This window comes from Streptomyces sp. NPDC001668, from assembly GCF_042893155.1.
In the GTDB taxonomy this organism is placed as follows: Bacteria; Actinomycetota; Actinomycetes; order Streptomycetales; family Streptomycetaceae; genus Streptomyces.
The window spans coordinates 517,597-540,416 of sequence record NZ_JBIAUQ010000003.1 but is presented as its reverse complement, the minus strand read 5'-3'; the positions used below and the strand labels follow the sequence as shown (position 1 = coordinate 540,416).

22 protein-coding genes and 2 tRNA genes are annotated in these 22,820 nt (G+C 70.9%); 14 read left to right on the top strand and 10 right to left on the bottom strand.

Annotated features, from left to right (window positions below; all coding sequences use genetic code 11):
- Nucleotides 1-60 precede the first annotated feature (60 nt).
- The 3 genes from ACFYZ8_RS12160 to ACFYZ8_RS12150 are packed head-to-tail and all read left to right on the top strand — an operon-like array spanning nucleotide 61 to nucleotide 3,108.
- A complete protein-coding gene (locus ACFYZ8_RS12160) occupies nucleotides 61-1,671 on the top strand; it encodes a TerD family protein (protein ID WP_388534689.1) in 1,611 nt (536 codons plus the stop codon).
- A gap of 4 nt (nucleotides 1,672-1,675) precedes the next feature.
- The gene (locus tag ACFYZ8_RS12155; protein ID WP_359030249.1) at nucleotides 1,676-2,353 is read left to right on the top strand and encodes an AIM24 family protein; all 678 of its coding nucleotides are present in this window, start codon (nucleotides 1,676-1,678) and stop codon (nucleotides 2,351-2,353) included.
- A gap of 17 nt (nucleotides 2,354-2,370) precedes the next feature.
- Nucleotides 2,371-3,108: an AIM24 family protein gene (locus ACFYZ8_RS12150; protein ID WP_359030250.1), complete on the top strand. Its 738-nt coding sequence runs from the start codon at nucleotides 2,371-2,373 to the stop codon at nucleotides 3,106-3,108.
- Between the two features lie 74 nt (nucleotides 3,109-3,182).
- On the opposite strand, the gene ACFYZ8_RS12145 is transcribed toward ACFYZ8_RS12150, so the two are convergent.
- Together ACFYZ8_RS12145 and ACFYZ8_RS12140 are read right to left on the bottom strand one after the other, a co-directional pair.
- Nucleotides 3,183-3,704 carry an NUDIX hydrolase gene (locus tag ACFYZ8_RS12145; protein ID WP_359030251.1) on the bottom strand — a complete coding sequence of 174 codons (522 nt, stop codon included), beginning with the start codon at nucleotides 3,702-3,704 and terminating at the stop codon, nucleotides 3,183-3,185.
- Nucleotides 3,701-5,125 carry a zinc-dependent metalloprotease gene (locus tag ACFYZ8_RS12140; protein WP_388534686.1) on the bottom strand — a complete coding sequence of 475 codons (1,425 nt, stop codon included), beginning with the start codon at nucleotides 5,123-5,125 and terminating at the stop codon, nucleotides 3,701-3,703. The genes ACFYZ8_RS12145 and ACFYZ8_RS12140 overlap by 4 nt, the downstream gene beginning before the upstream one ends.
- 192 nt (nucleotides 5,126-5,317) lie before the next feature.
- Here ACFYZ8_RS12140 and ACFYZ8_RS12135 point away from each other — a divergent pair, with 192 nt between their 5' ends.
- The 4 genes from ACFYZ8_RS12135 to ACFYZ8_RS12120 all read left to right on the top strand — a co-directional run bounded on the left by ACFYZ8_RS12135 (nucleotide 5,318) and on the right by ACFYZ8_RS12120 (nucleotide 8,542).
- A complete protein-coding gene (locus tag ACFYZ8_RS12135) occupies nucleotides 5,318-6,433 on the top strand; it encodes an SDR family oxidoreductase (protein ID WP_359030253.1) in 1,116 nt (371 codons plus the stop codon).
- Nucleotides 6,434-6,615: 182 nt separating this feature from the next.
- The gene (locus ACFYZ8_RS12130; RefSeq protein ID WP_388534683.1) at nucleotides 6,616-7,077 is read left to right on the top strand and encodes a molybdenum cofactor biosynthesis protein MoaE; all 462 of its coding nucleotides are present in this window, start codon (nucleotides 6,616-6,618) and stop codon (nucleotides 7,075-7,077) included.
- Nucleotides 7,078-7,198: 121 nt separating this feature from the next.
- Complete coding sequence (locus tag ACFYZ8_RS12125; protein ID WP_174269232.1) at nucleotides 7,199-7,363, top strand: hypothetical protein; 165 nt, start codon at nucleotides 7,199-7,201, stop codon at nucleotides 7,361-7,363.
- Between the two features lie 81 nt (nucleotides 7,364-7,444).
- Nucleotides 7,445-8,542 carry a PDZ domain-containing protein gene (locus ACFYZ8_RS12120; protein ID WP_359030255.1) on the top strand — a complete coding sequence of 366 codons (1,098 nt, stop codon included), beginning with the start codon at nucleotides 7,445-7,447 and terminating at the stop codon, nucleotides 8,540-8,542.
- A gap of 99 nt (nucleotides 8,543-8,641) precedes the next feature.
- On the opposite strand, the gene ACFYZ8_RS12115 is transcribed toward ACFYZ8_RS12120, so the two are convergent.
- Entirely contained in the window at nucleotides 8,642-9,184 is a 543-nt protein-coding gene (locus tag ACFYZ8_RS12115) for a PPA1309 family protein (RefSeq protein WP_359030256.1), read from the bottom strand.
- A 164-nt stretch (nucleotides 9,185-9,348) separates the two neighbouring features.
- On the opposite strand from ACFYZ8_RS12115, the gene ACFYZ8_RS12110 reads away from it, so the two are divergent.
- From ACFYZ8_RS12110 to ACFYZ8_RS12095, 4 genes are all read left to right on the top strand, one after another.
- On the top strand, nucleotides 9,349-12,312 hold the full coding sequence (locus ACFYZ8_RS12110) for a UPF0182 family protein (protein WP_388535069.1): 2,964 nt from the start codon (nucleotides 9,349-9,351) through the stop codon (nucleotides 12,310-12,312).
- A gap of 55 nt (nucleotides 12,313-12,367) precedes the next feature.
- A tRNA-Met gene (locus tag ACFYZ8_RS12105) sits at nucleotides 12,368-12,441 on the top strand.
- Nucleotides 12,442-12,646: 205 nt separating this feature from the next.
- The gene (locus ACFYZ8_RS12100; protein WP_359030257.1) at nucleotides 12,647-14,482 is read left to right on the top strand and encodes a tetratricopeptide repeat protein; all 1,836 of its coding nucleotides are present in this window, start codon (nucleotides 12,647-12,649) and stop codon (nucleotides 14,480-14,482) included.
- A 76-nt stretch (nucleotides 14,483-14,558) separates the two neighbouring features.
- Nucleotides 14,559-14,632: transfer RNA gene (locus ACFYZ8_RS12095), tRNA-Met, on the top strand.
- 167 nt (nucleotides 14,633-14,799) lie between these two features.
- Here the strand turns inward: ACFYZ8_RS12095 and ACFYZ8_RS12090 are convergent.
- From ACFYZ8_RS12090 to hisN, 3 genes are all read right to left on the bottom strand, one after another.
- Entirely contained in the window at nucleotides 14,800-15,216 is a 417-nt protein-coding gene (locus ACFYZ8_RS12090) for a Fur family transcriptional regulator (protein WP_359030258.1), read from the bottom strand.
- 80 nt (nucleotides 15,217-15,296) lie between these two features.
- Complete coding sequence (locus ACFYZ8_RS12085; protein ID WP_388534680.1) at nucleotides 15,297-15,695, bottom strand: cyclic nucleotide-binding/CBS domain-containing protein; 399 nt, start codon at nucleotides 15,693-15,695, stop codon at nucleotides 15,297-15,299.
- 168 nt (nucleotides 15,696-15,863) lie between these two features.
- Entirely contained in the window at nucleotides 15,864-16,664 is an 801-nt protein-coding gene (hisN, locus tag ACFYZ8_RS12080) for a histidinol-phosphatase (RefSeq protein WP_359030260.1), read from the bottom strand.
- Nucleotides 16,665-16,891: 227 nt separating this feature from the next.
- Here hisN and ACFYZ8_RS12075 point away from each other — a divergent pair, with 227 nt between their 5' ends.
- A complete protein-coding gene (locus ACFYZ8_RS12075; protein ID WP_359030261.1) occupies nucleotides 16,892-17,500 on the top strand; it encodes a TetR/AcrR family transcriptional regulator in 609 nt (202 codons plus the stop codon).
- A 6-nt stretch (nucleotides 17,501-17,506) separates the two neighbouring features.
- On the opposite strand, the gene ACFYZ8_RS12070 is transcribed toward ACFYZ8_RS12075, so the two are convergent.
- From ACFYZ8_RS12070 to ACFYZ8_RS12055, 4 genes are all read right to left on the bottom strand, one after another.
- The gene (locus ACFYZ8_RS12070; protein ID WP_359030262.1) at nucleotides 17,507-17,830 is read right to left on the bottom strand and encodes a multidrug efflux SMR transporter; all 324 of its coding nucleotides are present in this window, start codon (nucleotides 17,828-17,830) and stop codon (nucleotides 17,507-17,509) included.
- A 111-nt stretch (nucleotides 17,831-17,941) separates the two neighbouring features.
- Nucleotides 17,942-18,952, bottom strand: a complete 1,011-nt coding sequence (rsgA, locus tag ACFYZ8_RS12065; protein WP_359030263.1) for a ribosome small subunit-dependent GTPase A — start codon at nucleotides 18,950-18,952, stop codon at nucleotides 17,942-17,944.
- 13 nt (nucleotides 18,953-18,965) lie between these two features.
- Nucleotides 18,966-20,291: a 3-phosphoshikimate 1-carboxyvinyltransferase gene (gene aroA / locus ACFYZ8_RS12060; RefSeq protein ID WP_359030264.1), complete on the bottom strand. Its 1,326-nt coding sequence runs from the start codon at nucleotides 20,289-20,291 to the stop codon at nucleotides 18,966-18,968.
- Nucleotides 20,292-20,356: 65 nt separating this feature from the next.
- Nucleotides 20,357-21,070, bottom strand: coding sequence for a M50 family metallopeptidase (locus ACFYZ8_RS12055; RefSeq protein ID WP_359030265.1), 714 nt, complete (start codon nucleotides 21,068-21,070; stop codon nucleotides 20,357-20,359).
- A gap of 50 nt (nucleotides 21,071-21,120) precedes the next feature.
- Here ACFYZ8_RS12055 and ACFYZ8_RS12050 point away from each other — a divergent pair, with 50 nt between their 5' ends.
- Together ACFYZ8_RS12050 and ACFYZ8_RS12045 are read left to right on the top strand one after the other, a co-directional pair.
- A complete protein-coding gene (locus ACFYZ8_RS12050) occupies nucleotides 21,121-21,975 on the top strand; it encodes an SOS response-associated peptidase (protein WP_388534676.1) in 855 nt (284 codons plus the stop codon).
- A 9-nt stretch (nucleotides 21,976-21,984) separates the two neighbouring features.
- Nucleotides 21,985-22,629: an alpha/beta family hydrolase gene (locus ACFYZ8_RS12045; protein ID WP_388534673.1), complete on the top strand. Its 645-nt coding sequence runs from the start codon at nucleotides 21,985-21,987 to the stop codon at nucleotides 22,627-22,629.
- Nucleotides 22,630-22,820 lie beyond the last annotated feature (191 nt).

The window sequence follows — 22,820 nt, the reverse complement described above, 5'->3', positions numbered from 1 at the left end:
GAGTTTGCAGTTAGCCTGTCGCGACGCACTCGCATTCGGGATGGGGGACGGTCGTTACGCATGGCCAGGGAATTCCAACGCGGCCACAAGGCCAAGATCAGTGACCTGACCGCGGGCACGGACCTGTACGTGGGCGTACAGATCTCCGGCCCCGGACTGACCTTCGACATCAGCTGCTTCGGCCTCGACGCCGAGGAACGGCTCTCGGACGACCGGTACTTCATCTTCTTCAACCAGCCGAAGTCCCCCGAGGACTCCATCCAGCTCCTGGGGGCGCAGTCGGGCGACACGGAGTCGTTCCGGGTCACGCTCGATCAGATTCCGTCGCAGATCCAGAAACTGTCTTTCACGGCGACGATCGACGGCGCCGGCCAGATGTCACAGATCGCCCCCGGCTATCTCCGCATCGTCGCCGGCGGCGAGGAAGTGGCCCGGTACTCGTTCGACGGCAGCGAGTTCTCCACCGAGCGTGCCGTGATGGTGGGCGACCTGTATCTGAAGGACGTCTGGCGGTTCGCCGCGGTCGGCCAGGGCTTCGACGGCGGCCTCGACGCGCTGCTGAAGAACTTCGGCGGCGAGGTCGCCGAGGAGGAGCCCGAACCCGCGCCCCAGCAGCCGGCCGTCCCGGCCCAGTCCCAGGCACCGGCGTTCGCCCCGCCACCGCAGGCAGCGCCGGCCGCGCCCGCGTCGGCGCCTTCGTTCGGCGCGCCGCCGGCTCCCGTGCCCGCCCCCGCACAGGCTCCGTCCGCGCCAGCCGCGCCGACGAGCCCGCAGACGTTCACTCCTCCGGGACAGACGGGGCACACGGGGCACACGGGGCAGACCTTCACCCCGCCCGGCGCGCCCCCGGCAGGCCAGTACGCGCCGCCCGGCGCACCCGCGGGCCAGTTCACGCCCCCGGGCGCGGTCGCCGGACAGTTCGCGCCCCCCGGCGCCCCCGGCGCCCCCGGAGCCTTCCCGGGCCAGGCGCAGCCCTTCGGCGGCGGCACCCAGCTCGCCCCCGTGCCGCCCGAGGCCAGCATGCGGGTCGTGCTGACGAAGTACGCGGAGGCCCCCGTGGGCGACCGCTGGACGGAGCAGAACGCGAACCTGGTGCGGGCCACCCTCACCAAGGACGCCCCGATCCTCGCCAAGCAGGGCAGCATGGTCGCCTACCAGGGCGACATCGACTTCGCCCACAAGGGCTCGGGCCTGCTCGGCAAGCTCACCGGAGCCCTCACCGGGCAGGGCATGTCCCTGATGCGCTGCACCGGCAACGGCGAGGTGTTCCTCGCCGACGAGGCCAGCCGCGTCTTCGTCATCCGCCTCCAGGGCGAGCAGCTCTACACCAGCGCCCAGGGCGTGCTGGCCTTCGACGAGTCACTGGACACCGAGGTCCGCCGCATCGAGGGCGCGGGACTGCCCGGCGGAGGCTTCTTCAGCATGCTCTTCTCCGGCACCGGAGCGGTCGTCGTCAAGACACGCGGCGTGCCCGTCGTGCTGCCCGTCGGCGCGGCCACCTATGTCGACGGCAACGCCGTCATCGCCTGGTCCGCCGGTGCGCAGGCGGTCACCACGACCTCGCTCAGGCTGCGCCGCTCCGGGTACGCCCGGCAGACCACCGAGGCCGTGAACCTCCAGTTCCGCGGCGCCCCCGGCAACTTCGTCGTCGTACAGCCCTTCGAGGTGTGAGGCCATGGACTCCCAGACTCTGAGTGCGCACCGCGCCGCCGCGACCGGCGTCCGGATGACTGTGCACAGCTCCAAGACGCTCAAGGTCACCATGGTCACCGGGCAGGACCTGATCGCCAAGGCCGGCTCGATGATCGCCTACGACGGCTATGTGCAGTTCGACGGGGCACCCGCGAGCCTGCGCCGCTCGGCGGAGGAGATGGTCACCGGTGAGGGCGGCAAGCTGATGCTGGCCCGCGGCGACGGCGACCTGTACCTGGCCGACTACGGCGGCGACATCCTCGTCATGCACCTGAACGGCGAGGCCCTGTCGGTCAACGGCGCCACCCTGCTGGCCTGCGACGCCTCGCTGGAACTGGCCATCGAACCGGTCAAGGGCCTCGCCAAGCTCTCCGGCTCAGGCCTCACCAACCTGGTCATCAAGGGCACCGGCTGGGTCGCCCTGGTCAGCCGGGGCATCCCGATGGCCCTGGACTGCGCCGAGCGCGAGACATACGTCGACCCGGACGCCCTCGTGGCGTGGACGACCGGTCTGGAGATGAAGGCCCGCCGCACCATCAAGGCGAGCGCCCTCATCGGCCGCGGCAGCGGCGAGGCCTTCCAGATCGGCTTCAAGGGGCAGGGCTTCGTGGTCGTCCAGCCGAGCGAGGACACCGGCGACCGATTCAAGATCCGGGGCTGAGGGGAGCACCAGGCACCATGCACAGCACACTCTTCGCACACGTCCCGGTCGAGTCGACCGGGCGCTACACCCTGCAGAACCCGCAGCTCCTGAAGACCGACGTCACCCAGGGCGGCAGCCCGATCCTGGCCCGGCAGGGCGCCATGGTGGCCTTCGAGGGGCAGGTCGAGTTCGACAGCCAGTACCGCAACCGCAGCTGGCGCAATGTCGAGCGGATGACCGGCGAGGGCCTCGACCTCATGCGCTGCAAGGGCAACGGCATCGTCTACCTGGCCAACGTGGCCCAGCACCTGCACATCATGGAGGTCGGCTCCGGCATCACGGTCGACAGCTCCTACGTGCTGGCCTTCGACGGCTCCCTCGGCGTCGGCATCGTCGCCGTGGACAGTGCCGTGGAGGTGGCCGCCGCGGGCGCCTACAACCTGGAGCTGTCCGGCTCCGGACAGGTCGTCCTGATGACCTCCGGCGAGCCGCTGGTCCTCGAGGTGGGACCGGACAAGAACGTCTGCGTCGACTCCGACGCCGTCATCGCCTGGTCCACGTCCCTGCGCACCCAGCTCCAGGCACCCACCTCCACCTCCGGCGTGTGGCGCCGCCGGGGCACCACCGGCGAGGGCTGGGAGATGCACTTCGGCGGCACGGGCCACGTCCTGGTCCAGCCCAGCGAACTGCTGCCGCCGCAGGGCATGCGCAACGGCGGGGTGCTCGGCCAGTTCGGCATGCGCGGCAACTCGCTGGGCGGCAGCAACAGCTAGGCATGGCGTCGGCATGGCGTAAGGGGCGTCCACTATTGCGGGGCGCCCCTCGCACACGCCCTCTGCACAGGTGCTCAGAGCCTCGCGCGGGTCGCTTCCAGCAGCCGTACGACGGACTCGTCGGCGACATCCGCCACCTGGTCGTAGGCGAACCACCGGACGTCCAGTGACTCGTCGCTGATCGCCTCGACCGCCCCGGACGGAGCGAGCGCCGCGTACTGGACGTCGAAGTGGCAGTTGCACGGCGGCGGGATCGGGTGCCGGTCAAGGCGCACCGGACCGCCGGGCAGCAGGGTCAGGCCCGCGATGCCCGACTCCTCGGTCGCCTCGCGCAGAGCCGCCGCCTCCAGGGAGGAGTCGGCGGGCTCGCAGTGGCCGCCCATCTGGAGCCACATCCGCAACTTCTTGTGGAGGGTGAGCAGGACCTGCCCGCGTGACGGGTCGATCACCAGGGCACTCGCCGTGATGTGTCCCGCCTCGCAGGCCTTCCACACACCGTCCGGATGCGCCGCGAGATGGTCCAGGTAGTCCTGGCGAAGATCTGCCTGGTCCTCGTATCCCTTGAGGACCAGGGCAGCGTCGTCATGGAGGCTCACTCGGAGTCGTCGTCCTTCTTCTTGAGGTCCGGCTTGTCCGCCGCCTCGCCGAGCATCTTGTCCAGCTCGGAGAAGTCCAGCTGCTCGCGGTGCACGAAGCCGTCCGGGTCGTCCAGGTCGGAGGCGGTCGGCAGCATGTCCGGGTGGGCCCACAGGCCGTCCCGGCCGTCGACACCGCGCGCGTCGGTGAGCGAGGCCCACAGGCGGGAGGCGTCACGCAGGCGGCGCGGGCGCAGCTCGAGGCCGATCAGCGTGGCGAAGGTCTGTTCGGCCGGGCCGCCCGAGGCGCGCCGGCGGCGCAGGGTCTCGCGCAGCGCGTCGGCGGACGACAGGCGCGGCTTCGCGGCCGCGTGGACCACGGCGTCCACCCAGCCCTCCACCAGTGCCAGGGCCGTCTCCAGGCGGGCCAGGGCCGCCTTCTGCTCCGGGGTGTCCTCCGGCTGGAACATGCCCTGCTGGAGGGCGTCCTGCAGCTGCTCGGGGTTCTGCGGGTCGAACTGGCCGACCACGTCCTCCAGCTTGGCGGTGTCGACCTTGATCCCGCGCGCGTACCCGTCGACCGCGCCGTACAGGTGCGAGCGCAGCCACGGCACGTGCGCGAAGAGGCGCTGGTGGGCGGCCTCGCGCAGGGCGAGATACAGCCGCACCTCGTCCTTGGGCACGCCCAGGTCCTTGCCGAAGGCGTCGATGTTCGCCGGCAGCAGCGCGGCCTTGCCGGCCGGGCCCAGCGGCAGACCGATGTCGGTGGAGCCGACGACCTCGCCCGCGAGCACGCCGACGGCCTGCCCGATCTGGGTGCCGAACATCGCGCCGCCCATCGAGCGCATCATGCCGATCAGCGGGCCCGCCATGGCCTGCATCTCCTCCGGCAGGACGTCACCCATCGCGGTGCCGACCCGCTCGGCGACCGGGTCCACGAGCTCCTTCCACGCGGGCAGGGTCGCCTCGACCCACTCCGCTCGGGACCACGCCACCGCGGAGCCCGCGCCCGACGGCAGCGACGTGGCGTCGTCGAGCCACAGGTCCGCCAGGCGTACGGCCTCCTCGACCGCGGTGCGCTCGGCGGGACCGATGCTGGCGTCCTTGGTGCCGTCGGAGGTCCCCTGGGAGACCGTCTGGCGGGCGATCTGCTTGGCCATGTCCCAGTTCACCGGGCCGCCCTCGTACGAGAGCATCTGGCCCAGCTGCTGGAAGGCGGCGCCCAGGTCGGTGGGGTTCAGCGATCCGAACATGGCTGCGAGCGGATTGTCGGCACCAGGGCCACCGGGGCCGCCGAAGCCGCCGGCTCCGGGCAGACCGCCGAAACCGAACGGGTTGGCCGGTCCCTGACCACCACCGCTCTCCTGGTCCTTCTTCTTGCCCTCGTCGCCGTCGTCCGGCTCCTCCGGCGGAAGGCCGAATCCGAATGGGGTGTCACTCACGGGATTCCTCGGCTGGTAAGGCCACCGGTTGCCTCCGGCGGCGCGGCTGCCCGATAACACCCCCCAGCGTAGACACCGACGGCCGTCAGGGCCTCGGTGCTCCGCCGACTCTCCGCCTGCGGCAGGATGGATGCCACCTGGTACGTACGCGTCACTCGCGTTCCTACTGAAGACAACCGCTGGAGACGCCCGGTGAGTTCCCCTGATCCGCAGGTTCGCGCAGCGCGAAACCAGTCAACCAATCCTGCCGCGCGCGGGCCAGTCGTCGCGGTCACCGGTGCCGCGTCCGGCATCGGCGCGCTGCTCACCGAGCGGCTGGCCGCCTCCGAGGAGATCAAGCAGGTCATCGCGCTCGACGAGCGGCGCGGCGAGTGCGCCGAGGCGCAGTGGCACATCCTGGACGTCCGCGATCCGGCCATCGCGGAGAAACTGCGCGGTGCCGACGTCGTGGTGCATCTGGCGCTCGACCTCGATCTGGAGACCGACCCCGCGGCGCGTACGGCCTACAACGTGCGCGGGACGCAGACCGTGCTGACGGCCGCGGCGGCCGCGGGCGTCCACCGGGTCGTGCTGTGCACCTCCGCCATGGTCTACGGGGCGCTGCCGGACAACGAGCTGCCCCTGTCCGAGGACGCCGAGCTGCGGGCCACCGCGGAGGCGACCGGCGTCGGGGACCTGCTGGAGGTCGAACGGCTCGCGCGGCGGGCCCCTCGGGCGCACCCCGGGCTCAATGTCACCGTGGTGCGCCCCGCCGTACTGGTGGGCGGCGGCACCGACACCGCCCTGACCCGGTACTTCGAGTCGCCGCGGCTCCTGGTCGTGGCCGGGTCCCGGCCGGCCTGGCAGTTCTGCCATGTCGAGGACCTGTGCAGCGCTCTGGAGTACGCCGTCCTGGAGAAGGTCGACGGGGAACTCGCCGTCGGCTGTGACGGCTGGCTGGAGCAGGAGGAGATCGAGGAGCTCAGCGGGATCCGCCGGATGGAGCTGCCGTCGGCGGTCGCGCTCGGGGCCGCGGCCCGGCTGCACCGCATCGGGCTGACGCCGTCCCCCGCGGGGGACCTCGCCTACACGATGTACCCCTGGGTGGTGAGCGGGAGCCGGCTCCATGACGCCGGGTGGCGGCCGCGGTGGACCAACGAGGAGGTCCTCGCGGAGCTGCTGGAGGAGGTCGCCGGGCGGCACACGGTCGCCGGGCGGCGGCTCGGGCGCAAGGACGCGACGGCGGCGGGGGCGGCGGGAGCGACGGTCGCGCTGCTGGGCGCGGCGGCTGTCGTGCGGCGGGCTCGGAAGGCGCGGCGGAGGATCTGAGCGGTGCGCGTCGGGGGGTGCCGCTTCAGGGTTGTCGGCGGGTGCGGGTTCGTTGTGGCTTGTCGCGCAGTTCCCCGCGCCCCTCGGGGGCGCCTCACTGTACGAGTCTCCAAATGCGCACACGCGTGTGCCAGGTGATGGTTCCATTCCGCGTAGTCTCGGACTTGCGGCACGATGGAGGCATGGCACCCACCAACGACCATCCCGGCGAACAGGCAGCGCAGGATCCCGTCAAGCTCCTCGCCATCCGGGACACCCCCCTCTCCCTCGACGAGGTCTTCCGCGCGGTCGGGGACGACGCCGCCGGGGGGACCGCGCTGTTCGTCGGGACCGTGCGGAATCACGACGGGGGTGCCGACGTCGACAAGCTCGGGTACTCCTGCCATCCCAGTGCCGAGGCCGAGATGCGGCGCGTCGCCGAGAAGGTCGTCGCCACGTTCCCGGTGCGGGCGCTCGCCGCCGTGCACCGGGTCGGGGATCTCTCAGTGGGGGACCTCGCCGTCGTCGTCGCCGTGTCCTGCCCGCACCGCGGAGAGGCCTTCGAGGCCTGCCGGAAGCTGATCGACGATCTCAAGCACGAGGTGCCGATCTGGAAGCACCAGACGTTTTCTGACGGCACGGAGGAATGGGTCGGTGCCTGCTGAACCCTTCCTTCACCTCTCCGGTTGCGTAACCGCACCCCTGGCGTGAGCGTTGTCAGTGCGGATGGTTAATCTGCTGATCAGTCAGTTTCGCGGTTGCTCGGTGTGGGGTCGGGAGGTCGGCATGGGGGCGCTCGTCTGGTTGTTGATTCCGTTTGTGGCCGCGGTCGCCGCCGGGCTGTGGGGCAGTTGGGCCAACCGCACCCGGAAGATCCGCAGCGACGGCCCCGAGCTCGACGGGTACGCCCGTTTCCGCGCCGCCATGGAGAAGTCCCACTCCGGCACCTGAGACCTCCGACGGCGCCCTGACCATCATCCGACAGCGGCGCCCTGACGATGGTCTGACAGACACGTCCCGTACTGTCGTGCCATGCCACGCCGCACCGCGACGATGCTCGCCTCCACCCTGATGCTGATCGCGCTCCTGTGCGCGGGAGTTTTCATCAACGTCCCCTACGCCGAGATGTCACCGGGCCCCACGGTGAACACCCTCGGGGACCACGGCGGCGAGCCGGTGCTGCAGATCTCCGGGCGCAAGACGTATCCGACGAGCGGTCACCTGAACATGACCACCGTCCGGGTCACCAGCGCCGACTTCAGGATGAACCTCGTCGAGGCCGTCTACGGCTGGCTCGCGCACGACTACAAGATCGTCCCGCACGACACGCTCTACCCGGACGGCAAGACGGAGGAGCAGTCGACCCAGGAGAACGCCGAGGAGTTCAGCCAGTCCCAGGAGAGCGCCAAGGTCGCCGCCCTGAAGGAGCTGGACGTCCCGGTGCAGTCCTGGGTGATCGTCTCCACCGTCGTCAAGGACTCCCCGGCCGAGGGCCGGCTGCACGCCGGTGACGTGATCAAGGCCGTCGACGGTACGACGGTGAAGGCGCCGGACGACGTCGCCAAGCTGGTGACCAAGCACAAGCCCGGCGAGGACGTCGTGTTCACGATCGTGCCCGCGAAGGAGCAGGCCGCCGCCGAGAAGGCGCACAGAACGGCCACCAAGACCGAGAAGGTCACGATCACGACCAAGGCGTCCGACGACCAGGGCGAGAAGCGGGCCATCGTCGGGATCGCCGCCGGGACCGACCACACCTTCCCGTTCACCGTCGACATCAAGCTCGCCGACGTCGGCGGCCCGAGCGCCGGTCTGATGTTCGCGCTCGGCATCTACGACAAGCTCACCCCGGGCAGCCTGACCGGCGGCAAGTTCGTCGCCGGCACCGGCACCATCGACGACGACGGCAAGGTCGGCCCGATCGGCGGCATCGAGATGAAGACGGTCGGCGCGCGCGACAAGGGCGCCCAGTACTTCCTGACCCCCGCCGACAACTGCGCGGCCGCCGCCAAGGACACCCCGAGCGGACTCACCCTGGTCAAGGTGAAGACCATCGACGACGCCCTCGGCGCGCTCAAGGACCTCCGCGAGGGCAGGACGTCCGACCTGCCGAAGTGCACGGCCAAGGGCTGACCGGCACGCGCGCGTATGACGACGGGGGCGCCCCTCACACCGAGGGCGCCCCCGTCGTCGTACCGGAAGAGCTCGAAGGCCTCGAAGAAGCGGAAGGCCTCAGTCCGCGAACGTCGCCGACAGGGCCTCCGCCAGGCCGGGGACCAGGTCGCGGCCCGTGAGGACCTCCGTGGGGGAGTCCTTCTCGCGCAGGCGCAGGGCCGAGTCGCGGGTGCCGTCGCGCAGGACCGCGACCGTCATCCGGACCTCCTGGCGGTCCGGGTGCTCGGCGACCCACTTCGCCAGCTTGGCCTCGCTCAGCCCCTGCGGCACGGACGCCTCGGCGGACGGCGGCAGCATCAGGCGCTCCACGGTGAGCGCGCAGCCGACGACCGCGTCGGGCCAGGCGATGGTGCCGAGGAACTCGTCGAGCGCCTTGCCCGCGGGGATCTCGTCCTGCTCGATGGGGGTCAGGCCCGAGGACTCCTGCGCGTCCTCCAGGCCGAGCTGGCTCGCGAGAACGGGTTCCTGGGCTCGCAGCCGGGCGGTGTCTACGAGGGCGAACAGGCGGGCGGGCTGGTCCCAGCCGAGGCCGGAGGCGTACTCGTCGATCTCGAGAACGGCCCGGGTGAGCGGGCTCGCCGCCATGGGAGTGTTGGACATGGTCACAATCCTGCCTCGTTAGTCACCGGAATCGGGAACCGAGTAAACGGTGAGTAAGTTGCATAGGTGTGGGCCCGCGATCACGGGGGCCACGGAGGGGCTCGCGAACACGGGGGCCTGACGGATCGACAGCGAACTTCGAGGTGCGCACCTTGGCTTTCCAGATGCCGGACCGCGGCGGAGGCCCCACGGGGCCGCGGATGAGAGTGGGCCGCCCGTCCCGGCGTGCCAGGACCCTGCTCATGACGCTGGGCGTCCTTGCCGTCCTCGGCATGGCGTTCACCATGTTCGCCGGCTTCTGGACGGACTGGCTCTGGTACCGCTCGGTGAACTACTCGTCGGTGTTCACCACCACCCTGTGGACCAAGATCGGGCTGTTCTTCGTCTTCGGCGTGCTGATGGCCCTCGCGGTCGGCTTCAACATCTGGCTGGCCCACCGGCTGCGCCCGCCGCTGAGCGCCATGTCGATGGAGCAGCAGAACCTCGACCGCTACCGCATGGGCATCGCGCCGTACAAGAAGTGGCTGCTGCTCGGGATCGTCTCCCTGGTGGGCCTGATCGCCGGCGCCTCGGCGGCCGGCCAGTGGCGGGTCTGGCTGATGTGGGTCAACGGCGTGTCCTTCGGCCAGAAGGACCCCCAGTTCCACCTCGACATCTCCTTCTACACCTTCGACCTGCCCTGGTACCGGTTCCTGCTCGGCTTCGGCTTCGCCGCCGCGATCCTCTCGGTGATCGCCGCCGCGCTCACCCACTACCTGTACGGCGGTCTGCGGGTCACCTCCCCGGGCGCGCGGGCCACGGCCGCGGCGACCGGCCACCTCTCGGTGCTGCTCGGCGTCTTCGTCGCCCTGAAGGCGGTCGCGTACTGGCTCGACCGCTACGGCCTCGCGGTCAAGTCCAGCGACTTCAAGGCGACCGACAGCTGGACGGGCCTCAGGTACGTCGACGCGAACGCCTATCTGCCGGCCAAGACCATCCTGTTCTGCATCGCCGTCATCTGCGCGCTGCTGTTCTTCGCCACCCTGTGGCGGCGCACCTGGCAGCTGCCCGTGATCGGCTTCGGCCTGATGGTGCTCTCGGCGATCCTCATCGGCGGGCTCTACCCCGCGATCGTCCAGAAGTTCCAGGTCCAGCCGAACGAGCAGGCCAAGGAAGCGCCGTACGTCGAGAAGAACCTCAAGGCGACGCGTGAGGCCTACGGCATCGACGACGCCTCCGTGAAGGAGTACGACGGCAAGTCCACCACCACGGACAAGACCAAGCTGCGCGACGACGTCGACGCCACGGCGAGCATCCGGGTCGTGGACCCCAACGTGGTCTCGCCGACGTTCCAGCAGCTCCAGCAGATGCGGAACTACTACGCGTTCCCGACCAACCTGGACGTCGACCGTTACAGCAAGGACGGCAAGGATCAGGACACGGTCATCGGGCTGCGCGAGCTGAACCTCGCCGGCATCCCGAAGAACAACTGGATCAACGACCACTTCCGCTACACCCATGGCTACGGCGTGGTGGCCGCGAAGGGCACCGAGGCCGACGCCGAGGGCCGCCCGGTCTTCACCGAGTCCAACCTGCCCTCGCAGGGTGACCTCGGGACGTACCAGCAGCGCGTCTACTACGGCGAGAAGACCACCACGTACTCGATCGTCGGCGGTCCCCAGAAGGAGATCGACTACTCCGACGACTCCGGTGAGAAGACCTACAGCTACGAGGCCAAGAGCGGGGTCAACCTCTCCAGCCCGGTCAACCGGGCCGCGTACGCGGTGGCGTTCAGCGAGCCGCAGATCCTCTACTCCGGAGCGATCGGCGAGGGCTCGCGGATCCTGTACAACCGCACCCCCAAGCAGCGCGTCGAGGCGGTCGCCCCCTGGCTGACCATCGACGGCGACGCCTATCCGGCGGTGGTCAACGGCAGGATCCAGTGGATCGTCGACGCGTACACGACGACGAACGGCTATCCGTACTCCTCGCGTACGACCCTCGGTGACACCACGGCCGACTCGCTGACCGCGACGAACAACCAGCGCGCGGTGGTGGCCCAGCAGAACCAGGTCAACTACATCCGCAACTCGGTGAAGGCGACCGTCGACGCGTACACCGGCCAGGTCAAGCTCTACCAGTGGGACACCAAGGACCCGGTCCTCAAGACCTGGATGAAGGCGTTCCCGGGCACGGTGGAGTCCAAGAAGGACATCTCCACCGACCTGATGGCCCATCTGCGGTACCCGCAGGACCTGTTCAAGGTCCAGCGTGAGCTGCTGGCCCGCTACCACGTCGAGGACGCGGACACCTTCCTCAGCGGCAGCGAGGTCTGGCAGGTGCCGGACGACCCGACCAACAAGTCGGGCGACGCGGTCCCGCCGTACTACCTGAGCATGAAGATGCCCGACCAGTCGGCACAGGCGTTCTCGCTCACGACGACGTTCACGCCCAACGGCCGGGACAACCTCAGTGCGTTCATGTCGGTCGACGCCGAGGCCGGCAGCGGTGACTACGGCAAGATCAGAATCCTGAAACTGCCGACCAACACCACGGTCAACGGGCCCAAACAGGTGCAGAGCCAGTTCAACTCCGAACAGGACATCGCCGAGACCATCAGCCTCCTCAACAGAGGCGACTCCAATGTGGAGTACGGCAATCTCCTGACGGTGCCGCTCGACGGAGGACTGCTCTACGTGGAGCCGGTCTACGTACGCGGTGGTGGACTCAAGTACCCGCTGCTGCGGAAGGTGTTGGTCACCTACGGCGGCAACACCGCCTTCGAGGACACCCTCGACGAGGCCCTGAACAAGGTGTTCGGGGCGGACGGTTCGCCCCCCCCGCCACCGGACGACGACGGCGGGACCACCAAGCCGCCGCCGGCCTCCGGCAACCCGACGGTCCAACAGGCGCTGGACGACGCCCAGAAGGCCTTCGACGCCGGCCAGGAAGCCCTCAAGAAGGGCGACTGGGAGGCGTACGGCCGGGCCCAGGCGGATCTCGAGGACGCGCTCAAGCGGGCCGAGGACGCGCAGGCCGCGGCGGACAAGGGCGGCGGCACCAGCGCCAAGCCCAGCAGCAGTCCGACTCCCAGGAGCAGCACCGGCGCCAAGCCCAGCGGTAGTCCGAGCAGCAGCCCCAGCGGCTGATCAGCCGCTGGTCACCTGCCCACCCCCGCGCCGTGATACGGTGGGAACACAACGGCGCGGGGTGGAGCAGCTCGGTAGCTCGCTGGGCTCATAACCCAGAGGTCGCAGGTTCAAATCCTGTCCCCGCTACTGCAATCGAAGGCCCGGATCCTTTCAGGATCCGGGCCTTCGTGATGTGCGAACGCATGTGCCGGAGAAGTGACGGCCGTGCCCCCGGCGGCAGTTGGGGGGAACTGTGTTTCACTTGTCGTTCTGTGGGCATGTCGACAAAACGCTGAAGTGACCTCACTGGCTGCGGTATACCAGGTGTACCCAGGTTGCAGGTGGTGCGACGATGGACGTTATGGGGGACAAGGCAACTCTGTTGGAGACAGGGCGTTTTGTGCAGCCTGCCGATTTTTCGGAGTCGACGGGCGACTTGTCGCAGCCCATGGACCGGGACGAGACCGGGGAGGCTGCCGAGGAGGCACGGCAGCGCCTGGCCGCGGAGGCCGGTGACGTCGAGGCGATGAGCGTCCTCGGCGCCCTCCTGCTGCGCCGCGGCGACCTCGACGGAGCCGAACCCCATCTGCGTGCCGCCACCGCCGCCGGCGACCGGGCCGCCGCCAACAACCTCGGGGTCCTGCTGCACCAGCGCGGCTACCCCGACGACGCGGCCGGCTGGTGGCGGATCGCCGCCGTCGCCGGGTCCGCGGCGGCCGCACACGCGCTCGGCCGCCACCACCGTGAGCGCGGCGACGAGCCCGCCGCCGAGTACTGGCTGCGCCAGTCCGCCGAGCAGGGACACGCACTGGGCGCCTACGCGCTCGCCGACCTGCTGGAGCACCGCGGGGACGCCGGTGCCGAGCAGTGGATGCGGATCGCCGCCGAGCGGGGGCACCGGGAGGCGGCCTACCGGCTGGCCCGGACGCTCGACCGCCGGCTGGTGCCCGAGGGGGACGTCGGGGAGGACCACGGCGCCGGGGCCGAGGCCGAGCAGTGGTACCGGCAGGCCGCCGCGCGCGGGCACCGGCGGGCGGCACTGCACCTCGGGGCGATCCTGGAGCGGCGCGGTGCGCTCAAGGAGGCCGGACGCTGGTACCTGACCTCCGCCAAGGACGGGGAGGCGCGGGCCGCCTGCGCCCTCGGCTTCCTGCTGCGGGACGCCGGAGACACCGAGAGCGCCGCCGTGTGGTGGCTGCGCGCCGCCCAGGACGGGGACGGCAACGCGGCCAACGCGCTGGGCGCCCTGCACGCCGAGCGCGGCGAGTCCCAGACCGCCGAGCGCTGGTACCGGGCGGCGATGGACGCCGGTGACGACAACGGCGCGTACAACCTCGGGCTGCTCTGCGCCGAGCAGGGGCGGACCGCGCAGGCCGAGCAGTGGTACCGGCGGGCCGCGTACGCGGGGCACCGGGAGGCGGCCAACGCGCTCGCCATCCTGCTGCTCCAGGGCGGCGACACGGCCGGCGCGGAGCCGTGGTTCTCCAAGGCCGCGGAGGCCGGGAGCGTGGACGCCGCGTTCAACCTCGGCATCCTGTTCGCCGGGCGGGGCGAGGAGGCCGTCGCCCTGCGCTGGTACGAGCGTGCCGCCGCCGCCGGGCACACCGAGGCAGCGCTCCAGGTGGGCATCGCCCGGCTGCGGGACGGGGACGAGGCCGGGGCCGAGCGGCACCTGCGGTGTGCCGCGGGGGGCGGCAGCGCGGAGGCCGCGTACCGGCTGGCGACCGTGCTGGACGCCCGGCGGCCGCCGGCGCCCGAGCACTCGCTCGGGGAGCCGGTGCACGAGGAGAAGAGCGAGTGCGAGGAGTGGTACGAGCGGGCGGCCTCCCAGGGGCACCGCCGCGCGCAGGTGCGGGTGGGCATGCTCGCCGCCGCCCGGGGTGACGTCGTGGAGGCGGCCCGGTGGTACCGGGAGGCCGCCGAGGCGGGATCCCGAAACGGGGCGTTCAACCTGGGACTGCTGCTCGCCCGGGAGGGGAGCGAGCCGGAGGCCGCCGTGTGGTGGGCCCGGGCCGCCGACGCGGGGCATGGGCGGGCGGCGTTGCGGCTGGCCCTGGTCTACGCGCGTCGGGGCGAGCTGGCGGAAGGCCAGCGGTGGGCCGATCGGGCGGTGGCGCTGGGGCCTGCCGAGGTGTCGAAGCGGGCGGCGCGGCTGCGGGACGCGTTGCACGAGGAACTGTCGGCCTAGCGGCTCCTGGACGGGCGCTGCCTGGACAACCGATTTGCCTCTGGCCTCCCCCTTCACGTAACGTTGCATTCATCGCCGCGGGGTGGAGCAGCTCGGTAGCTCGCTGGGCTCATAACCCAGAGGTCGCAGGTTCAAATCCTGTCCCCGCTACTGAAGGCCGAGGGCCGGAATCCGAAAGGGTTCCGGCCCTCGGTGTTTTCGTCGGCAAGGACCCGGTGGCCGCACAGCGATATGGCGGCCCGTCAGATTTCAAGGACCCCATGGACGCCACGAAGCCCCGGCATCCACCAGGGAGGCCGGGGCTTCGGTGAAGGTCGTTAAGCCGCCGCGCAGTTGGGGCACAGGCCCCGGTACGTCACCTCGACGTCCGAGACGGTGAAGCCGAAGCGCTCCGAGTCGGGGAGGTCCGCCATCGGGTTGCCCGTGGGGTGCACGTCCCGGATGGCGCCGCACTGGGCGCACACCAGGTGGTGGTGCGGCATGTGGGCGTTCGGGTCGTACCGCTTGGCGCGCTTGTCGGTGGCGACTTCGAGCACCTCGCCGAGCGAGACCAGCTCACCCAGCGTGTTGTAGACGGTGGCCCGGGAGATCTCGGGCAGCTTGGCCACGGCGCGCGCGTGGACCTCGTCGGCCGTCAGGTGGACGTGTTCGCCGTCGAGGACCTCGGCCACGACGCGCCGCTGCGCGGTCATCCGCCATCCGCGGCCGCGCAGTCGTTCCAAAAGGTCGCTCATGCGTCCCAGCCTAACAGCTGCGGACCAGAATCCGAATGGGTGTGAGTTTGGATGGGCACTGGACTTGGATTAAGTCCAGATCAGGAGCGGGCCGGTACGCGCTGCCGGTCCGGAGCCCAGCAGCGGATGATGTCGCGGACCGAGACGATGCCGGCGGGCTCGCCGTGGTCCAGGACGATCAGGTGCCGGAAGCCGCCGTGGGCCATCGCCTGTGCGGCCTCCTCCAGGGTCCAGGCCGGTGTGGCGAAGACGACGTCGGTGGTGGTGTGGGCGTGGGCGTACTCCGTGTCCGGGCTCTGGCCCAGTCCTACGGAGTTGAGGATGTCGCGCTCGGTGAGGATGCCGGTGCCGGTGCCGTCGGGATCGAGGACCACGGCCGCGCCCACCCGGCGGGCGGACATCAGGGCGGCGGCCTGGCGGAGTGTGTGGGCGGGGCCGATGGTGAGGACCACCGTGCTCATGGCGTCGCGGACGAGCATGGGTTCGCAGTCACCTCCTGGGAACCAATGGATTGGTTCATTGGTTCACAAGTTCACAAATGAGGGTCCTCTCAGAGTCGCAGGTAAAGCGGGGGTCAACAAGAGGGCGCGCGCCGCCGATTGAGGGCGTGCGCGCTCACATGTGCTTCCCGGACGCGCTCCGCGCCGCTAGTAGCGCTCGTTGAGGTAACCCAGGAACTCGTCGTGCAGCAGGCCGTTGGAGGCGGCCGCGTTGCCGCTGTGCGGGCCGGGGCGGCCGTCGAGGCCGGTGAAGGTGCCGCCGGCCTCCGTGACGACGATCGCGTTCGCGGCCATGTCCCAGAGGGACAGCTCCGGTTCCGCGCAGAGGTCGATCGAGCCCTCGGCGACCATCATGTAGGGCCAGAAGTCGCCGTACGCGCGCGTGCGCCACACCTCGCGGGTCAGGTCCAGGAAACCGCCCAGGCGGCCCTGGTCCTCCCACCCCGTGAGGGAGGAGTAGGCGAAGGAGGCGTCGGAGAGCTTGCCGACCTTGGAGACGTGCAGGCGGGAGGCGGAGGTGAGGCTACGGCCGCTGAAGGCGCCGTTGCCCTTCGCGGCCCACCAGCGGCGGCCCAGCGCCGGGGCGGAGACCACACCGACGACGGGCTGGTAGCCGCCCTCCGCCGCCTCCATGAGGGAGATCAGGGTCGCCCAGACGGGAACGCCCCGTACGTAGTTCTTGGTGCCGTCGATCGGGTCGATGACCCAGCGGCGCGGGCCGGTGCCCTCGATGCCGTACTCCTCACCGAGGATGGCGTCGCGGGGACGGGCGCGCTTGAGGTGGCCGCGGATGAGTTCTTCCGCCGCCTTGTCCGCCTCACTGACCGGGGTCATGTCCGGCTTTGTCTCGACCTTGAGGTCCAGTGCCTTGAAGCGGTCCATGGTGGTCGCGTCGGCCGCGTCCGCGAGGACGTGGGCGAGGCGGAGGTCGTCGAGGTAGTCCGGCATGTGGGGAACCGTATCCGGGGGTGCGTGTACGGGGCTACCAGGGCCGCAGTGTGGACAGTGCGAAGGACTGCCGCAGCGGGTCGTATCCCGGACGCGGGCGCCCGGTGAGGGCCGGCCGTGCGATCCCCCCGCGCCCGCCATGAGCGGGCGCATGCCCCCGCGAACCCTTGACAGTGCCCCCGCACGCGTCAAATCTGGGCGCAGAGCTGCCTGCTCCCTGGGAGGCGATGATGCCTGCTGCGCGGGAATCGCTGCTGGATGCCGCTTATGCGGCATTGGCGCGCCGGCCGTGGTCCGCCGTGAGGATGGTGGATGTCGCGGCGACCGCCGGAGTGTCCCGGCAGACGCTGTACAACGAGTTCGGGAGCAAGGAAGGGCTGGCCCGCGCGCTGGTGAGACGAGAGGCCGACGGGTATCTCGTCGGCGTCGACCGGGCGCTCACCACGCACGGCGACGCCCGGGACCGGCTGACCGCGACCGCCGAGTGGACCACCGTCTCCGCCCGGGAGAACGCGCTCGTGCGGGCCATGCTCACCGGTTGCTGGAGCGAGCGGCTGCCCTCGCCGACGCTCACGGCGGTGCCCTCCTCCTCCGCCGTACCGGCCCAGCGCCGGGCCGACGGGCCGCTGCCCTCGCCCGGCGAGTTCGTGGCACTGGTGCGCGACCGTGCCGTGTCCGTCCTGGCCGGGCCCGGCGTGCACAAGTCGGACGTCCCCGAGCTCGCCCGCTCCTGCGAACTCGCCGTCCGGCTCGCGCTGTCCTGCGTGGCCGCCCCGCCGGGTGAGGGCGGGGTCGCGGACCTGGTGCGGAGCGCGCTGTACCGGCAGCCGGTGTGAACGTGCCTAGTGCTGCGAGCCCGACAGCTGGAGTCCGATCACCCCGATGATCACCAGGCTGATCGAGACGATCTTCAGCGTGGACACCAGGTCGTCGAGGAAGACCATCCCGTAGATCGCGGTGCCCGCCGCGCCGATGCCGGTCCACACCGCGTAGGCGGGGCCGACGTCCAGCTTCCTCAGGGACAGGGTCAGCAGGCCGAAACTGCCGAGCGCGAAGATGCAGAACGCGATCGTGGGCCACAAGCGGGTGAAACCGTGGGAGAGCTTCAGACACACGGCGAAACCGGTCTCCAGCAACCCGGCCACCACCACCAGCAGCCACGCCATGTGCTGTCCTCCCGTATGTCCGGCCGTATGTCCGGCTCGGTGCGAGTATGCACTTACCGAACTCGCGTACACCCAAACAACGCGGAGGTCAGTCCCCTCCGGCGCTCTTCCTCAGTCGCCCTCCGTGCGCTCCCGCGTCGAGAGCAGCCGCCGCAGGGAGTACAGCCGGGCCGGATCGGCGTGGCCCTCGGCCACCCAGGCGTCCAGTGCGCAGTCCGGCTCGTCGTGACTGCACGCGCGCGGACAGTTCTCGGTGCCGGGCTCCAGGTCGGGGAACGCCTGGATCACCCGGGACGGATCGACGTGGTGCAGCCCGAACGACCGAAGGCCCGGCGTGTCGATCACCCAGCCGTCGTCGCCCGCCAGCGGAAGCGCCAGCGCCGACGTCGTGGTGTGCCGGCCGCGTCCGGTCACCGCGTTCACATGGCCGGTCAGGCGCCTGCGGTCCTCCGGGACCAGGGCGTTGACCAGGGTCGTCTTGCCGACGCCCGAGTGGCCGACGAACGCCGTGATCTTGCCGTCGAGCTGCTCGCGCACCCGGGCCACCGCGGTGCCGTTCTCCAGCTCCTCGCGGCTGGTGACGACGTACGGGATGTCCAGGTCGCCGTAGAGCTCCAGGAGTTTGTCCGGCGGGGCCAGGTCCGACTTCGTCATGACCAGCAGCGGGGTGAGGCCGCCGTCGAAGGCCGCCACCAGGCAGCGGTCGATGAGGCGGGGGCGGGGCTCCGGGTCGGCGAGGGCCGTGACGATGGCGAGCTGGTCGGCGTTGGCGACGACCACTCGCTCGTAGGGGTCGTCGTCGTCGGCCGTACGGCGCAGGACCGAGGTGCGCTCCTCGATGCGGACGATCCGCGCGAGGGTGTCCTTCTGGCCGGACAGGTCGCCTACGAGGGCCACCCGGTCGCCGACGATCGCCGCCTTGCGGCCCAGTTCGCGGGCCTTCATCGCCATCACGATCCGGTCGTCGACGAGGACGGTCAGGCGGCCCCGGTCGACGGTGAGGACCATGCCCCAGGAGGCGTCCTCGTGCTTGGGCCGGATGTGGGTGCGCGGCCGGTTGCCCTTGCGGTTGGGGCGGCTGCGGATGTCGTCCTCGTCGGTGTGCTTGCCGTAGCGGCGCATGGCGGTGGGTCCCCTACGCCTTCCGGCTCCCGAGCATCCCGCTCCACAGGTCCGGGAAGTCCGGCAGGGTCTTGGCCGTCGTCGCGACGTTCTCGATCTGCACTCCCTCGACCGCGAGGCCGATGATCGCGCCCGCCGTGGCCATCCGGTGGTCCTCGTAGGTGTGGAAGATCCCGCCGTGCAGGGGGCGGGGGCGGATGTGCAGGCCGTCGGCGGTCTCGGTGACGTCACCGCCGAGCTCGTTGATCTCCTTGGTGAGCGCGGCCAGCCGGTCCGTCTCGTGCAGGCGCAGATGGGCCACCCCGCGCAGGGTGGAGGGGGAGTCCGCGAGGGCCGCCACGGCCGCGATGCCCGGGGTCAGCTCGCCGACCTCGCCGAGGTCGACATCGATGCCGTGGACGGCACCCGAACCGGTGAACACCAGGCCGTACTCGGTGAGTTCGCAGGAACCGCCCATCTCGGTGAAGATCTCGCGCAGTTGGTCACCCGGCTGGGTGGTGCGGGCCGGCCAGTCCGGGATGACGACCCTGCCGCCGGTCACCAGGGCCGCCGCCAGGAACGGCTGGGCGTTGGAGAGGTCGGGCTCGATGGTGAGGTCGCGGCCCAGCAGGGCACCCGGCGTGACCCGCCAGACGTTCGGCTCGCCGCCCGCCTCCGGGGTGTCCACCTGGGCGCCCACCGCGCGCAGCATGTCCACGGTCATCCGGATGTGCGGCATCGACGGCAGCGCCGAGCCCACGTGCCGGACCTCGACGCCCTGGTTGAAGCGCGGACCGGACAGCAGGAGCGCCGACACGAACTGCGACGACGAGGACGCGTCGATCTCGACAGGCCCGCCGTCCAGGGCGCCCCCGCCGTGCACCGTGAGCGGCAGCGCGCCGCGCCCGTCGTCGTCGATCCGCGCGCCGAGGACGCGCAGGGCGTCGATCACACCGTGCAGAGGGCGTTCGTACGCCCTCGGGTCGCCGTCGAAGCGGATCTCGCCGTCGGCGAGGGCGGCGACGGGCGGGAGGAAGCGCATGACCGTGCCCGCGTTGCCGACGTCCACCGTGGCGGGGCCGCGCAGGCCTGCCGGCAGGACGCGCCAGGTCTCGCCGGTGCCGTCGGGGCCGACCCCCTCCTCGATGCCCACGCCCATCTCACGCAGAGCGGCCGCCATGAGGAGGGTGTCGCGGGAGCGGAGGGGACGGCGCAGCCAGCCCGGCTCGCTGGCGAGGGCCGCCAGCACGAGCGCTCGGTTGGTGACTGACTTCGACCCCGGTACGTGGACCGTCGCGTCGACGGCTGCGCTCGCGTGGGGGGCGGGCCAGAGGGCGGTGTCTGAGGGGTTCGAAGCCATGGGTTCACTTTAGTAGGGGGCCGGGTGTCGGGTGCTGCGCCGTCGTGGCTGGTCGCGCCCCCCGATCACACCTCCAACATCCACCTGCCACCGCCTATCAGCGAGCACAGGCTCACCGCGTGGAACAGGAACAGCCACAGGCCCGCCGGGACGTGCGTCAGCCGGGACAACTGGTCCGCGTCCGAGTCGCCCGCCCCGCCCCTCGCCCGCTTCGCCTGTAGCTCGAAAGCGGGACGCACCCCGCCAAGGAGCAGGAACCAGACCACCGCGTACGCGAACGCCGCCTGCACCTGGGGTCCGGCGAGCCAGGACACCACCACGAAGGTGCCGCCGGTGAGCACCACCGTCAGCGCCCCGTACGCGTTGCGGATCATCACCAGCATCGCCACCAGCAGGGCCGTCGCCGCCCACAGCAGCAGGGTGATGCGGCCCGCGGCGAGCAGGGCGGCGCCGCCCAGGCCGAGCAGCGGGGGAGCGGTGTAACCGGCCGCCGCAGTGAGGATCATGCCGATGCCGTGCGGCTTGCCCCGGCTGACCGTGAGCCCGCTGGTGTCGGAGTGCAGTCGTATGCCGGTGAGCTGACGTCCGGTCAGCAGGGCGACCAGACCGTGGCCGCCCTCGTGGGCGATGGTGATGGCGTTGCGCGAGAGCCGCCACAGCGTATGGGGGACCACTATGACGAGCGCCGCCGCCATGGTGGCCAGCACCACCCACAGGTCGGGGTCGGGCTGGGTGCCGATGAGCTCGTCCCACAGAGAGGTCGCTGTGCTGGTGTCCATGTCTCCCGGTGGCTCCCTCTCGTCGTACGGAGTCTGGCAGTGTGGCACGTATGTGCGGACGGTATGCAGCCAGTCGTGGCCCCGAGGATCTCGCAGGAGTCTTTGAGATCGAGATGGGGGTCCCCCCAGGGCGAGCGGAGTCGAGCCTCTGGGGGAGGGAGCCCGAGGAGACCCTGGAGCCCGACTACAACGTGGCCCCGACCAAGGAGGTCTACGCCGTCCTGGACCGCCCTCTCAAGGACGTCGAGGACCCGCGTCCGGTTCGGCAGCTGCGGAAGCTCAGGTGGGGCCTGGTCCCGAGCTGGTCGAAGACGCCCGAGGGCGCGGCCCGGATGATCAACGCGCGCGCGGAGACCGTGCACGAGAAGCCGTCGTACAAGAGGGCCTTCGCCACCCGCCGCTGCATCATCCCCGCCGACGGCTACTACGAGTGGGTCACCGGGTCCGGCGAGCGGGAGCTGGAGGTGGAGGGCAGGAAGAAGCGGCCGCGCAAGCAGCCCTACTTCGTGCTGCCCGCCGACGGTTCGGTGTTCGCGATGGCCGGGCTGTACGAGTTCTGGCGGGACAAGACCCTGCCCGACGACCATCCGCAGGCCTGGTGGGCGACCTGCTCCGTGATCACCACCGAGGCGGAGACCGGCCCGCTCGCCGTCTCCCCGGCCGACGGCCCGCGCTCCCTCGCCGACATCCACCCCCGGATGCCGCTGATGCTGACCCCGGACCGCTGGGACACCTGGCTCGACCCGTCCCGCACGGACCTGGAGGACCTGCGCTCCCTGCTGGCCGCCCCGCCCGAGGGGCTCATGCGCGCCTACCCGGTCTCCACCGCCGTCAGCAACGTCCGCAACAACGGGCCGGAGCTGCTGAAGGAACTGGACGGGCCGGAAGAGGCCACCCTCTTCTAGCCTTCAGGTGTGAAGACCGAGATCATCAGCACCGAGACGATCACCACCGGGACCGGGGACGCCCGCGTCACCTGGCACCCGGCGAAGCGGCCACGGCTCGTGCTGGCCGTCAGTCATGGCGCCGGCGGCGGTATCGAGGCGCGGGACCTCCAGGCACTCGCCGCGGTGCTTCCCCGGCACAACGTGACGGTCGCCCTGGTCGAGCAGCCCTGGCGGGTGGCCGGCAAGAAGCTCGCGCCCGCGCCGAAGACGCTGGACGCGGGATGGCGGGGCCTCTGGCCCGCTCTCGCGCGGCCCGGCCTGCCGGTGGTCTCCGGCGGCCGCAGCGCGGGGGCCCGCGTCGCCTGCCGTACGGCCGTGGAGCTGGGCGCCGCCGCGGTCCTCGCCCTGAGCTTCCCGCTGCACCCGCCCGGCAAGCCGGAGAAGTCCCGCGCCGACGAGCTGCTCGGATCCGGGGTGCCCACCCTGGTCGTCCAGGGCGGCAACGACCCCTTCGGGAAGCCGCAGGAGTTCCCGGCCGGATCCTTCGAACTGGTCGAGGTGCCCTGCGGCGATCACGGCTTCGCCGTGCCGAAGCGCGCGCCGATCACCCAGGACGAGGCCGTGACGGTCATCACGGACGCGGTGGTGAAGTGGGCCGGGTCACTGGGGTGAAAGCCCGGGAATGCTGAGCCGCGGACCTCTGTTGAGCCGGACAGAAGCGCTGAAGACACAGCGCGGACCGTCGTAGAGAGGAAGTCCGCCGCATGGGTTCGACCTTCTGCCCGAGCCGAAGCAGCCGTGCTGACCTGGACTGGACGGTGCTGCATGCGGCCAAGACCACCCCTATTCGGGGGGCGGCCGGG